This window comes from Variovorax pasteuri (assembly GCF_051216435.1).
GTDB lineage: Bacteria > Pseudomonadota > Gammaproteobacteria > Burkholderiales > Burkholderiaceae_C > Variovorax.
Genome location: NZ_JBPJZS010000007.1, coordinates 190,734 through 204,216 on the forward strand (window position 1 = coordinate 190,734; position 13,483 = coordinate 204,216).

Consider the following 13,483-nt stretch of genomic DNA (forward strand, 5'->3'; position numbering starts at 1 on the left):
TCCTTCCTAGACGTCGATGTTCGCCGCGCGCAGCGCGTTCTGCTCGATGAACTCGCGGCGCGGCTCCACCTCGTCGCCCATCAGCATCGTGAACACGCGGTCGGCTTCGATCGCGTCGTCGACCTGCACGCGCAGCAGGCGGCGCACGGTCGGGTCCATGGTGGTTTCCCACAACTGCGCGGGGTTCATTTCGCCCAGGCCCTTGTAGCGCTGGCGCGAGGTGGCGCGCTCGGCTTCGCCGATCAGCCACTTCATGGCCTGGCGGAAGTCGCCGACCTTTTCTTCCTTGGCGCGCTCGCCCTCGCCGCGCCGGACCACGGCACCTTCTTCGCTCAGCAGGCCGCGGAAGGTGTTGGCCGCTTCGGCCAGCGCCGCGTAGTCGGCGCCGTGCACGAAGTCCTGCGTGATCACGCTGCTCTTGATGTTGCCGTGGTGGCGGCGGCTGATGCGCAGGAGCGGCTTGTCGGTGCGCGCGTCGAACTCGTTGCTCACCTCGGCCGGGATGCCGGTGGTGTTGAGCTCGCGCAGCTTGACCTGCAGCGCCGCGGCCGAGGCTTCGGCGGCGGGCGTGGTGTCGAGGTCGAGCGTCACGCCGTCGGCGATGGCGCGCAGCGCCTCGGCATCCATGAAGTTGCGCAGGCGCGCGATCACGGCCTCGGCCAGCTGGTGCTTGCGCGCCAGTTCGGCGAGCGTGTCGCCGGTCAGGGTGGTGGAACTGGCGCCGCCGGTCTCGATGCGCGCGTCCTTCAGTGCCACCTTCATCAGGAAGGCGTTGAGGGCGGATTCGTCCTTCAGGTACTGCTCTTCCTTGCCGACCTTGACCTTGTAGAGCGGCGGCTGCGCGATGTAGATGTGGCCGCGCTCCACCAGCTCGGGCATCTGCCGGTAGAAGAAGGTGAGCAGCAGCGTGCGGATGTGGGCGCCGTCGACGTCGGCGTCGGTCATGATGATGATGCGGTGGTAGCGCAGCTTGGCGACGTTGAAGTCGTCCGCGCCACTGCCCGCGCTGGTGGCGCCGGCGCGGCCGATGCCGGTGCCCAGGGCGGTGATCATCACGAGAATTTCGTTGCTGGTGAGCAGCTTCTCGTAGCGCGCCTTTTCCACGTTCAGGATCTTGCCGCGCAGCGGCAGGATGGCCTGGAATTTCCGGTCGCGGCCCTGCTTGGCGGAGCCGCCGGCGGAGTCGCCCTCCACCAGGTAGACCTCGCAGAGCGCGGGATCCTTCTCCTGGCAATCGGCCAGCTTGCCGGGCAGGCCCATGCCGTCGAGCACGCCCTTTCGGCGCGTCATTTCGCGGGCCTTGCGGGCCGCTTCGCGGGCGCGGGCGGCCTCGATGATCTTGCCGCAGATGATCTTGGCGTCGGCCGGGCGTTCCTGCAGGTAGTCGCTGAGCAGGCGGCCGACGATGTCTTCCACCGGCGCGCGCACTTCGCTGGACACCAGCTTGTCCTTGGTCTGGCTCGAGAACTTGGGCTCGGGCACCTTCACGCTCAGCACGCAGCACAGGCCTTCGCGCATGTCGTCGCCGGTGACTTCGACCTTCGCCTTCTTCGCGAACTCGTTTTCTTCGATGTACTTGTTGATGACCCGGGTCATCGCGGCGCGCAGGCCGGTCAGGTGGGTGCCGCCGTCACGCTGCGGGATGTTGTTGGTGAAGCACAGCACCTGCTCGTTGTAGCCGCTGTTCCACTGCATCGCCACCTCGACGCCGATGTGCGTGCCGGGGATGCCGCCGTAGGTGTCGGCGGGCTTCTCGCCTTCCGCGTAGAACGAGTTCGGATGCAGGACGGTCTTGCCCTTGTTGATGAACTCCACGAAGCCGCGCACGCCGCCGGCGCCCGAGAAGTCGTCTTCCTTGCCGGTGCGCTCGTCCTTCAGGCGGATGCGCACGCCGTTGTTCAGGAAGCTCAGTTCGCGCAGGCGCTTGCTGAGAATTTCGTAGTGGAAGTCCGAGTTCTCCTTGAAGATCTCGGTGTCCGGCAGAAAGTGCACCTCGGTGCCGCGCTTGTCGGTGTCGCCGATGACCTTCATCGGTGAGACTTCGACGCCGTTCACCTGTTCGAGCAGGCGGTTCTGCACGAAGCCGCGGCTGAATTCGAGTTCGTGGATCTTGCCTTCGCGACGCACGACCAGGCGCAGCTTGATGCTCAGCGCGTTCACGCAGCTCACGCCCACGCCGTGCAGGCCGCCCGAGACCTTGTAGCTGTTCTGGTTGAACTTGCCGCCGGCGTGCAGTTCGGTGAGCGCAATTTCAGCCGCCGAGCGCTTGGGCTCGTGCTTGTCGTCCATCTTCACGCCGGTGGGAATGCCGCGGCCGTTGTCGGTGACGGAGATCGAGTTGTCGCTGTGGATGGTCACGACGATGTCGTCGCAATGGCCGGCCAGCGCCTCGTCGATGGAGTTGTCCACCACTTCGAACACCAGGTGGTGCAGGCCCGTGCCGTCGGAGGTGTCGCCGATGTACATGCCGGGGCGCTTGCGCACGGCCTCAAGCCCTTCGAGGATCGTGATCGAGCCTTCGCCGTAGCTGGTGTCGGCCGCGATGGCCTCGGGCGGCACGACCTGGACTTCAGGCGTGTAGACCGGCTCGGTGTGCGGCACTTCGGGCTTGTTTTCTTCTGCACTCATTCGGTATTCCTCTATCTCTCTCACGGCATTGACGTGATTTTTCGGGCTCGCAAGAACTCAATTCGCCGCCTCTTGAAAGCGCAAACCCGCGGGGGGCCGCGGGTCGTGTGCGCAAGGCGCTGTAGGGTCTGTCTGCTAGATACGCATCGGCATCACGACGTACTTGAAGGATGCGTTCTCGGGGATGGTCAGCAGCGCGGAACTGTTGGAGTCCGCCAGGTCCAGCTTGACCATGTCCTGGTCCATGTTCGACAGCGCGTCGATCAGGTAGGTCACGTTGAAGCCGATTTCGATGGCGTCGCCGCCGTAGTCGATGTCGAGCTCGTCCTGGGCTTCTTCCTGCTCGGCGTTGTTGGACGCGATGCGCAGGGTGCCCGGCTCGATGTTCAGGCGCACGCCCTTGAACTTCTCGCTGGTCAGGATGGCGGTGCGCTGCAGGCTGGCCAGCAAAGGTGCACGGCCGAGCGTGACGGTGTTCTTGTGGTTCTTCGGGATGACGCGGTTGTAGTCGGGGAACTTGCCCTCGACCAGCTTGGTGACGAACTCCATGCCGCCGAAGCTGAACTTGGCCTGGTTGTTCGCGAACTGCATCTCGATGGCGCCTTCGGCGTCGGACAGCAGGCGCTGCATCTCGAGCACGGTCTTGCGCGGCAGGATCACTTCCTGACGCGGTACTTCGACGTCGAGCGTGGCCGAGGAGAACGCCAGGCGGTGGCCGTCGGTGGCCACCAGGCTCAGCTGCTTGCCTTCGGCGACGAACAGGATGCCGTTGAGGTAGTAGCGGATGTCGTGCACGGCCATGGCGAAGGACACTTGCGAGAGCAGGTCCTTCAGCGTCTTTTGCGGCACGCTGAACACGGGGCCGAAATTGGCCGCTTCCTGCACCAGCGGAAAGTCTTCCGCGGGCAGCGACTGCAGCGTGAAGCGGCTCTTGCCGCCCTTGAGCACCAGCTTGCTGGCGCTCGACTCGAGGCTCACGGTCTGGTCGGCCGGCATGGTGCGCAGGATGTCGATCAGCTTGCGCGCGCCGATGGTGGTGGTGAAGTTGCCTTCGTCGCCGCCGAGCTCGGCGGTGGTGCGGATCTGGATCTCGAGGTCGCTGGTGGTCAGCTGCAGCTGGCCACCGGTCTTGCGAATCAGCACGTTCGCCAGGATAGGCAAGGTGTGACGCCGCTCCACGATGCCCGCCACCGACTGCAGCGCGGCGAGGACTTTGTCTTGGTTTGCCTTCAAAACGATCATGTCTTCTTCCTCTTCTCTATCTCTTTGAATCAGCTTGTAAGGGCGCCATTCTCCGCTGTCGCGGGGACGCTCCCGATGACATCCGGTTTGTCAGCCCTTGAGCGTCTGTTCGAGCACGTGGAGCTGCTGGTTGAGCTCGGTGAGCTGCTGGCGCTCGCCCGAGATCTTGCGCACCGCGTGCAACACCGTCGTGTGGTCGCGGCCGCCGAACAGCTCGCCGATTTCGGGCAGGCTTTTCTGCGTGAGCTCCTTGGCCAGGTACATCGCGATCTGCCGCGGCCGCGCAATGCTGGCCGGGCGTTTCTTGCTGTACATGTCGGCGACCTTGATCTTGTAGTAGTCGGCCACCGTCTTCTGGATATTCTCGACCGAGATCTGGCGATTCTGGATCGACAGCAGGTCGCGCAGCGCCTCGCGCGCCAGGGCGATCGAGATCTCCTTCTGGTTGAAGCGCGAGTACGCCAGGATCTTGCGCAGCGCCCCTTCGAGCTCGCGCACGTTGGAGCGCACGTTCTTGGCGACGAAGAAGGCCACCTCTTCGGGCATTTCGGCCGATTCGGCACGCGCCTTGTTGATCAGGATGGCCACGCGCATCTCGAGCTCGGGCGGCTCGATGGCCACCGTGAGGCCCGAATCGAAGCGCGACACCAGGCGCTCGTGGATGTCGGCCAGGCCCTTGGGATAGGTGTCGCTGGTCATCACGATGTGCGACTTCTTGGCGAGCAGGGCCTCGAACGCGTTGAAGAACTCTTCCTGCGTGCGGTCCTTGTTGGCGAAGAACTGCACATCGTCGATCAGCAACAGATCGAGCGAGTGGTAGCGCTCCTTGAACTCGTCGAAAGTCTTGCGCTGATACGCCTTGACCACATCCGACACGAATTGCTCGGCGTGGATGTAGAGAACTTTGGAATCGGGCCGGTCGGCGAGCAGCCGGTTGCCTACCGCGTGCATCAGGTGGGTCTTGCCCAGGCCGACGCCGCCGTAGATGAAAAGCGGGTTGTACAGATGGCCCGGCATGCCCGACACGTGCATGGCCGCGGCGCGCGCCATGCGGTTGGCGGTGCCCTCGACCAGGGTGTCGAAGGTGAGGCCGGAATTGAGCCGGTTCTTGAAGCCGGCGGCCGCGGGCTCCTCGCCCGGGCCGGCGACGTCGCGGGGCACATCGGTCTCGGCCATCACGGCAACTGGCGCAGACCGCACGGGTGTTTCGCGAGGAGCAAGCGCTAACTCGACAGCCACTGGCTGGCCGTACATCTTCTCGGCCATGGCGGCAATCTTGCCGGCGTACTGGGCCCGGATCCAGTCGAGCTTGAAGCGGTTGGCGACGAACACGGTCATGCGCGACAGGTCGTCGGCAACCTGTGCGGTCAGGGGCTTGATCCAGGTGTTGAACTGCTGCTCGGACAGCTCCTGCGCGAGCTGGTCGACGCAGGCCTGCCAGAGGCTTTCGCCGATGCCGTCAGTGGACATGAGCGCTTGAAAAAGTGGTGAAACCCTCGTGCATTTTTTGGTATAGGTATTGTGGATATTCTCTGCTGGAAGGCACCCGGCATTCTAACTTGTCAAAACCTTATCCACATGCTGGGAGGGTCGGCGAAAGGCCCGCAAATCTGCTCGAAGATTGTCCCCGCGGCCAATGTTTGCGATAATTGCGGGTTTCCCTGAAAACCTTCTTGCGTTCGTCACTAGGAGCTCAGGGGCCATCCCAATACGCTCCCCCGGCGCCCCGCAGGTTTCTTCATGCCTTCCGTACGAAGAGCCCGCGCGAACAGGGAATTAGGAAATCACCATGAAACGCACCTACCAAGCATCCAAAGTCCGCCGCGCCCGTACCCACGGCTTCCTGGTCCGCATGAAGACCCGTGGCGGCCGCGCCGTCATCAACGCACGCCGCGCCAAGGGCCGCAAGCGCCTGGCCGTCTGACGGCAGCTCACCTGCCGTTGCCAGCAGCCGACACGTCAGCGCCAGCTCCCGCAGCCGGCGCATCCGGTATTCCCGGTCACGACGTGCCCGGCCCGGCTTCCATGCAGCGGCTCAAGACCCGCGCGCAATTCCAGGCCGCTCTCGCAGGTGCCACCGTGGCGCGCACTGCTCATTTCGCATTGCACCGCTGTGCGCTCGATCTCGCATCGAGCGCACAGCCGTTGTTCGTGTCCGACGACGTCTGGCTGGGCGCCATGGTGCCCAAGCGCTGGGCGCGCCGTGCGGTCACGCGCAACGCCATCAAGCGCCAGATCTACGCCGTGAGCGCTGCTCCCGGCGTGGTCTTGCCGCGTGCGGCGCACGTGGTGCGGTTGCGCTCGACCTTCGACCGCAAGGAGTTCTTGAGCGCCACGTCGGACAAGCTCAAGGCCGCCGTGCGCGCCGAGCTCCAGCAGCTGCTGGAGCGGGCTGCCCGCCCGGCGGCGCCGCCGCGCGCGCGTTCCGGGCGCGCTCCCACGCCCGCGCCTTCCGCCCCCTCGCCATGAAACGCCTGCTGATCGGCCTCGTGAAGGGCTACCGCCTGCTGCTGAGCCCCTGGCTCGGCCAGTCGTGCCGCTTCACGCCGACCTGCTCGGTGTATTCGATCGAGGCGCTGGAGGTGCATGGCGCGCTCAAGGGCAGCTACCTCACTGCGCACCGCATCGTGCGCTGCCAGCCCTGGTGCCAGGGCGGCCACGATCCGGTTCCACCGAAATCAAAGCGTCGCACTGACAAGTCAGGATCGCTGTTTTCGTCTCTTCTCTCCTCCGACAAGAAGTCTTCGTCATGAACGATATCCGCCGCACGATCCTGTGGGTGATTTTTGGGTTCTCGCTGGTGCTGCTGTGGGACCAATGGCAGGTCTTCAACGGCAACAAGCCGACCTTCCTGCCGTCGAGCAAGCCGGCCGCCACGGCGGCCGCCCCCGCCAATGCCAATGCACCTGCAGCCAACGGCGTGCCGACCGCGGCCGGTACCACCGGCAACGCAGGCGCCGTGCCCACGCAGGCTGCCGCGGCCGCGCCGCGCGAGCAGGTCATCGTGACCACCGACCTGTTCAAGGCCACGATCGACAGCGAAGGCGCCACGGTCAACCACCTGGAACTGCAGAAGTACGACGAAGCCGACCGCACCAAGCGCGTCGTGCTGTTCGAGAACGGCTCGCCGGCCACGCGCTACGTCGCGCAGACCGGCCTGCTGAACACGGTCGACACCGGTGAGCGCTTTCCCAACCACCTGACGCCGATGACGCCGAAGGCCGGCCCGCGCGAAATGGCCGATGGCCAGAACACGCTGGAAGTGGGCTTCGAGAGCGCGCCCGTCGGTGGCCTGAAGTACATCAAGACCTACGTGTTCCACCGCGGCGACTACGTCATCGGCGTGCGCCACGAGGTGGTCAACGTGAGCGACCAGCCGCGCGACGCGCAGCTGTACCTGCAGCTGCTGCGCCACGGCACCGTGGCCGCCGGCACCATGTTCGGCACCAACACCTTCACCGGTCCCGCCGCGTACACCAACGAGAAGAAGTTCCACAAGCTCGACTTCAAGGACATCGCCAAGGGCAAGATCGAACCGCCGCCGCCGGCCAACGACGGCTGGATCGCGATGGTGCAGCATTACTTCGCGTCGGCATGGCTGCTCAAGGGCGACCCGGCCAGCGAACAGCTGCGTCGCGAGTTCCGCGTGAAGGACCTGGGCGACAACCTCTTCACCGTGGCCATGGTGGCCACGCTGCCGAAGATCGCCCCGGGTGCCACGCAGGTCGTGAACAGTGCGCTGTTCGCCGGTCCCGAAGAAGAAAAGAAGCTCGAAGCCATCGCCCCGGGCCTGGACCTGGTGAAGGACTACGGCATCTTCGCGATCATCTCGAAGCCGCTGTACTGGCTGCTCACCCAGTTGCACGGCATCCTGGGCAACTGGGGCTGGTCGATCGTGGCGCTGGTGGTGCTGCTGAAGGCGGCCTTCTACTGGCTCAACGCCAAGGCCTACGCCAGCATGGCCAAGATGAAGGCCATCAACCCGAAGATCATGGAAATGCGCGAGCGGCTGAAGGACAAGCCGCAAGAGATGCAGCAGGAGATGATGCGGATCTACAAGACCGAGAAGGTCAATCCGATGGGCGGCTGCTTCCCCATCGTGATCCAGATCCCGGTGTTCATCGCGCTGTACTGGGTGCTGCTGTCGTCGGTCGAGATGCGCCACGCGCCGTGGATTCTCTGGATCAGCGACCTGTCGGCACCGGACCCCTGGTACATCCTGCCGGTCGTGATGACGGCCACCTCGCTGTTCCAGACCTGGCTCAACCCGACGCCACCCGATCCGATGCAGGCCAAGCTGATGTGGATCATGCCGCTCGCGTTCAGCGTGATGTTCATCTTCTTCCCGGCCGGCCTGGTGCTGTACTGGATCACCAACAACACGCTGTCGATCGCGCAGCAGTGGTTCATCAACAAGCGACTCGGCGTGCTCGGCAAGAAGTAGCCGGACGCCAGCTGCGTCAATCCCGAAGGGCCGCATCAGCGGCCCTTTTTGCTGAAAGAATCCGGCTTCCACCATGCTCGCACGCACCACCGACCCGATCGTCGCCATCGCCACAGCCTCCGGTCGCGGGGCCGTGGGCATCGTGCGGGTGTCGGGGGCCAGGCTGGCGCCGCTGATCGGCGCGCTCTGCGCCCGCGCGCTCAAGCCGCGCGAAGCGACCTACCTGCCGTTCAGGGACAAGGACGGCGAGCCGGTCGACCACGGCCTGGCCATTCACTTTCCCTCCCCGAACTCCTTCACCGGCGAAGACGTGCTCGAACTGCAGGCCCACGGCGGCGCGGTCGTGCTGCAGCTGCTGCTGGCGCGCTGCCTGGAGGCCGCCGCCGAGCCCGACCCCGCCAGCGGGCGCCCTCGCCTTCCCGGCCTGCGCGTGGCCGAGCCCGGCGAGTTCAGCCAGCGTGCCTTCCTCAACGGCAAGATCGACCTGGCCCAGGCCGAGGCCATCGCCGACCTGATCGACGCCAGCACCGAGGCGGCCGCGCGCAGCGCCGGGCGCTCGCTGTCGGGCGCCTTCTCGCGCGAGATCCACACGCTGCGCGACGCGCTGATCCACCTGCGCATGCTGGTGGAGGCCACGCTGGACTTTCCGGAGGAAGAAATCGACTTCCTGCAGAAGGCCGATGCCGCCGGGCAGCTGGACCGGCTGCAGGCGCAGCTGGCGGCCGTGCAGCAGCGCGCGCGCCAGGGCGCGTTGCTGCGCGAAGGCATCAAGGTGGTGATCGCGGGGCAGCCCAACGCGGGCAAGAGCTCGCTGCTCAACGCGCTGGCCGGCGCCGAGCTGGCCATCGTGAGCGCGGTGGCCGGAACCACGCGCGACGTGGTCTCGCAGACCATCCAGATCCACGGCGTGCCGCTGCACGTGGCCGACACCGCCGGGCTGCGCGAGAGCAGCGACGAGGTCGAGCAGATCGGCGTGGCGCGCGCCTGGGGGCAGATCGAAAGCGCCGATGCCGTGCTGTTCCTGCACGACCTGACGCGCGCCCACCTGGGCGACTACGCCGCCGCCGATGCCGGCATCCTGGCCAGCCTGCGCAGCAAGCTGCCCGCGAGCGTGCCGGTGCTCGACGTGTGGAACAAGCAGGACGCGGCGCCTTCGGCTCACCACGCCCAAGGCATCGTCCTGTCGGCCAAGACCGGCCTGGGCATCGAGGCGCTGCGCGAGCAGCTGCTGGCCATGGCCGGCTGGCAGGCCGTGCCCGAGGGGGTGTACCTCGCGCGGGCGCGCCATGTGCAGGCGCTGGCGCAGGTCGAAACGCACCTGGCGCTGGCCGCCGGCCACCTGGCGGCGCAGGCGCAACTGCTCGATCTGCTGGCCGAGGAACTGCGCCTGGCGCAGAACGCGCTGAACGAGATCACCGGCGAGTTCGGCGCGGACGACCTGCTCGGGGTCATCTTTTCGAGCTTCTGCATCGGCAAATAGCGACAGGCGCGCGGAAAAGCGTAAACACTTGTAGCCGAATCTTGCCGCGTTCGCGGATACTGCGGCTCACAAGCGGGGTTGAAGAAAAACATGTCCATCCAGAACCTGAGCCGCGCCATCGCGGAGAACATGAACAGCGACGCCTTCGCGTTGACGTTCACCGTCCAGCAGTGGGACACGCTGGCGGGCTACCTGCAGCCCATCGAGACCGGGGTCGGCGACGTGCTGATCGAGCAGGGCACGCCGGACCGCTCGGTGTTCTTCCTCGAGAGCGGCGCCATCAGCGTGCACCGTGTCAGCAGCAAGGAACAGATGAAGCTCGCCGTGCTCACGCCCGGCTCGGTGGTCGGGGAAGGTTCGTTCTTCTCGCGCCAGCCGCACTCGGCCAATGTGGTGGTCACCGGCGCGGGCCGCGTGTGGCGGCTCAACGCGATCCGCTTTGGGGAAATGTCGAACCGCCAGCCCAACATGGCGCTGGAAATTGCCATGGCATTGGGTGCCGTGCTCGCCAAGCGCATGGCGCATCGCTCCAAGCGCGTCGCCGTGACCTGAGGCCTGCGCTGTCCGCTGCCAGACCGTCTTCCACAGGGGCTCGACGCCCTGTTTTCGTTCTTGATTCCAGAGTAGTCAGTCGCAAGCCATGGCCTTGATCTGTTCGGTCTGCAGCACGGAAAACCGTGACGGCGCCCATTTCTGCCGAAGCTGCGGCCTCGCGTTGTCCACCGCGCCCGACCGGATTCCCCCGCCGCCCAGCCCCGAGCGCGAATGGGCCACCACTGCGCCCGCCCAGTTGCGCGCGCCCACCATTCCGGCGCCGCTGTTCGATCCGGGCGCGCCGGTGCCCGCGCCGGCGCCCCGACCTGCGCGGTCGCCGTTCTTCGGGAGGCTGAGCGCCGCGCCGCGGGACGACGAGCAGACGGTGCTCATGGTGCACGACGGCGACGAAGAACCGCCGTACGCCGCTGCGCCGCATGCCGTGTCGGCGACCTTCGAGTCGCAGCAAGCCGCGAAGGACGGACGCAGGAAAGCGCGCATGTCGGTCCGCCGTCCGGCGCCGGCCGAACCGGCGCCGCGCAAGCGCATGGTCCTGCTGTGGCTCGGCCTGCTGGTCGTGGCCGTGGCGATGGTCGTCGCCGGCTGGTACGGCTACGGGACGCGCAAGGCGCCCGCGGTGGCCGACGCGCCCCTGCCGGCCGTTGCGGCACCGGCGCCAGCGGCCCCCTCGCCAGCGGCCGAGCCGCCGCCTGCCGCGGTGCCGCCGGCACCGCAGGCCGCCGAGCCAGCCGAGCCGCCACCTGTCGCTGAAACGGCCCCGGCCCCGGCGGCAGGCGCCGCGACGTCCAAGCCCGTCGCCAAGCCGCGCAAGCAGGCGGCTGTCGCCGCGGCGGCACCGAGCACACCGGAGCCCGCGGCACCCGCCGTTGCACCGGCCCCGCCGCCTGCCGCGCCCGCTGCGCCGCCGGAGCCCCAGGCCCTGTGCGGCGACCGCAACTTCATCGCCAGGGCGCAGTGCATGGCCGCCCAGTGCCTGAAGGCCGAGTTCAAGGCCCACGCGCAGTGCGAAGCGGTGCGCCGCCAGCAGCGTCTCGAAGAAGAAAAGCGCAATCCGACCCTGATCAACTGATCGGCGCCGGGGCCGGGGCCGGCCGTAGCGGCCTGTGTCAGCCCTTTTGCAGCCGCTCGATGGCAACGGCCAGCGCGGCCGGCTTGCCCGACAGCACCAGCGTGTCGCCGTCCGACAGCACCGTGTCTTCGGCCAGCGTACGCGTCTGGCCGTCCTGCCGGCGCAGGCTGACCACGCGCACGTCCAGCGTGGGCAGCGCCATGCGCTCCAGCGTCTGCCCGATGGCGCGCGCGCCGGTGCTCAGGGTGAAACTGTTGAGCCGCTCGTGGTTGATCTCGTCGGCGTTGTCGTCGTCGGCGCCGTGGAAGTAGCCGCGCAGCAGGTTGTAGCGGGCGTCGCGCTGGTCCTGCACCACGCGGATCACCCGGCGCATCGGCACGCCGACCAGCGCCAGCGCATGGCTGGCAAGCATCAGCGAACCTTCGATGGCCTCGGGCACCACCTCGGTGGCGCCGGCCGCCTGCAGCTTCTCGAGGTCGTGGTCGTCCTGCGTGCGCACGATCACCGGCACGTGGGCGGCATGGGCGCGCGTGTTGGCCAGCACCTTCATGGCGCCCGGCACGTCGAGGTAGGTGACGACCACGGCGCTCGCGCGCGCCAGGCCCGCGGCCATCAGCGCCTGCAGCCGCGCCGCGTCGCCGAACACCACCGAGTCGCCGGCGGCGGCGGCCTGGCGCACGCGGTCGGGGTCGAGGTCGAGCGCCATGTAGGGAATGCCTTCGCGCTCCAGGATGCGCGCCAGGTTCTGCCCGCAACGCCCGTAGCCGCAGATGATCACGTGCTTGGCGGTGTTGATGGTCTTGCGCGCGATGCTCGTCATCTGCAGCGACTGCTGCATCCAGTCGCTCGCCACGAGCTTTCGCACGATGGCATTGCTGTACATGATGATGAAGGGCGTGGCCAGCATCGACAGCACCATCGACGCCAGCACCGGGTTGGCCAGCCACGGCGGCAACAGGCTGCGCTCCTGCGCCAGCGTCAGCAGCACGAAGCCGAACTCGCCGGCCTGCGCCAGGTAGAGGCCGGTGCGCAGCGACACGCCCGAGGTGGCGCCCAGCACCTTGGCCAGCACCGTCACCAGCCCCAGCTTGAACGCCAGCGGCACCAGCAGCAGCACGCCCACCAGCAACCAGCGCTCGACCACGATGTGCCAGTCGAGCGACATGCCCACGGTGATGAAGAACAGCCCCAGCAGCACGTCGTGGAACGGGCGGATGTCGGTCTCGACCTGGTGCTTGTATTCGGTCTCCGACACCAGCATGCCTGCGATGAACGCGCCCAGCGCCAGGCTCAGGCCGGCCAGTTCGGTGAGCCAGGCCAGGCCCAGCGTGACCAGCAGCACGTTCAGGATGAAGAGCTCCTCGCTGCGCCGCCGCGCCACCAGCGTGAGCCACCAGCGCATCACGCGCGGCCCGCCGTAGAGCAGCAAGCCGATGAGAAAGCTCGCCTTCAGCAGCGCGAAGCCCAGCGCCTTGGCCAGCGCCTCGGGCGGCGCGCCCAGCGCCGGAATCAGCACCAGCAGCGGCACCACGGCCAGGTCCTGGAACAGCAGCACGCCCATCACGCGCTTGCCGTGTTCGCTCTCGAGCTCGAGGCGTTCGGCCATCAGCTTGACCACGATGGCCGTGCTGCTCATGGTGAGCGCGCCCGACAGCGCCAGCGCGGTCTGCCAGCCCAGCCGCCAGGCGGGCGGCAGCTGCGTGGCGATCACCAGCGCGCCGACGGTGGCGATGGTCATCGTCAGCAGCACCTGCAGCAGGCCGAGCCCGAACACGTGCTTGCGCATTGCGCGCAGCTTGGGCAGGCTGAACTCCAGCCCGATCACGAACATGAGGAACACCACGCCGAACTCGCCCAGGTGCTGGATGCCTTCGGTGTTCTGCGCGAGCGCGAAGGCGTGCGGTCCGATCAGCACGCCGGCCGACAGGTAGCCGAGCATCGGCGGCAGCTTCAGCGACCGGCATGCAACGACGCCGATCACCGCGGCCAACAGATACAACAGCGTGAGATCGAACGAAGACATAGGCGCCGATGCTAGAGCAAGACTCGTGCGCAGGCGTGCGGG

11 protein-coding genes are annotated in these 13,483 nt (G+C 67.0%); 7 read left to right on the forward strand and 4 right to left on the reverse strand.

Annotated elements, in window-relative coordinates:
* Positions 1–6: 6 nt before the first annotated feature.
* From gyrB to dnaA, 3 genes are all read right to left on the reverse strand, one after another.
* Entirely contained in the window at positions 7–2,628 is a 2,622-nt protein-coding gene (gene gyrB, locus ACSFBM_RS24055; RefSeq protein ID WP_435486631.1) for a DNA topoisomerase (ATP-hydrolyzing) subunit B, read from the reverse strand.
* Positions 2,629–2,763: 135 nt separating this feature from the next.
* Complete coding sequence (gene dnaN / locus ACSFBM_RS24060) at positions 2,764–3,870, reverse strand: DNA polymerase III subunit beta (protein ID WP_093054972.1); 1,107 nt, start codon at positions 3,868–3,870, stop codon at positions 2,764–2,766.
* A gap of 90 nt (positions 3,871–3,960) precedes the next feature.
* On the reverse strand, positions 3,961–5,340 hold the full coding sequence (dnaA, locus tag ACSFBM_RS24065) for a chromosomal replication initiator protein DnaA (protein WP_435439808.1): 1,380 nt from the start codon (positions 5,338–5,340) through the stop codon (positions 3,961–3,963).
* Between the two features lie 319 nt (positions 5,341–5,659).
* On the opposite strand from dnaA, the gene rpmH reads away from it, so the two are divergent.
* The 7 genes from rpmH (at position 5,660) to ACSFBM_RS24100 (ending at position 11,418) form a co-directional block, all read left to right on the forward strand.
* Entirely contained in the window at positions 5,660–5,794 is a 135-nt protein-coding gene (gene rpmH / locus ACSFBM_RS24070) for a 50S ribosomal protein L34 (protein WP_007834827.1), read from the forward strand.
* A 101-nt stretch (positions 5,795–5,895) separates the two neighbouring features.
* A complete protein-coding gene (locus tag ACSFBM_RS24075) occupies positions 5,896–6,339 on the forward strand; it encodes a ribonuclease P protein component (protein WP_435486632.1) in 444 nt (147 codons plus the stop codon).
* Positions 6,336–6,623 carry a membrane protein insertion efficiency factor YidD gene (gene yidD, locus ACSFBM_RS24080; RefSeq protein ID WP_435439806.1) on the forward strand — a complete coding sequence of 96 codons (288 nt, stop codon included), beginning with the start codon at positions 6,336–6,338 and terminating at the stop codon, positions 6,621–6,623. The genes ACSFBM_RS24075 and yidD overlap by 4 nt, the downstream gene beginning before the upstream one ends.
* Complete coding sequence (gene yidC / locus ACSFBM_RS24085) at positions 6,620–8,314, forward strand: membrane protein insertase YidC (protein WP_435486633.1); 1,695 nt, start codon at positions 6,620–6,622, stop codon at positions 8,312–8,314. The genes yidD and yidC overlap by 4 nt, the downstream gene beginning before the upstream one ends.
* Positions 8,315–8,387: 73 nt before the next feature.
* On the forward strand, positions 8,388–9,794 hold the full coding sequence (gene mnmE / locus ACSFBM_RS24090) for a tRNA uridine-5-carboxymethylaminomethyl(34) synthesis GTPase MnmE (RefSeq protein WP_435486634.1): 1,407 nt from the start codon (positions 8,388–8,390) through the stop codon (positions 9,792–9,794).
* Between the two features lie 90 nt (positions 9,795–9,884).
* A complete protein-coding gene (locus ACSFBM_RS24095; RefSeq protein ID WP_435486635.1) occupies positions 9,885–10,346 on the forward strand; it encodes a Crp/Fnr family transcriptional regulator in 462 nt (153 codons plus the stop codon).
* 163 nt (positions 10,347–10,509) lie between these two features.
* Positions 10,510–11,418 carry a zinc ribbon domain-containing protein gene (locus tag ACSFBM_RS24100; RefSeq protein WP_435486636.1) on the forward strand — a complete coding sequence of 303 codons (909 nt, stop codon included), beginning with the start codon at positions 10,510–10,512 and terminating at the stop codon, positions 11,416–11,418.
* 37 nt (positions 11,419–11,455) lie between these two features.
* On the opposite strand, the gene ACSFBM_RS24105 is transcribed toward ACSFBM_RS24100, so the two are convergent.
* The gene (locus tag ACSFBM_RS24105) at positions 11,456–13,441 is read right to left on the reverse strand and encodes a monovalent cation:proton antiporter family protein (protein WP_435486637.1); all 1,986 of its coding nucleotides are present in this window, start codon (positions 13,439–13,441) and stop codon (positions 11,456–11,458) included.
* Positions 13,442–13,483: the final 42 nt, after the last annotated feature.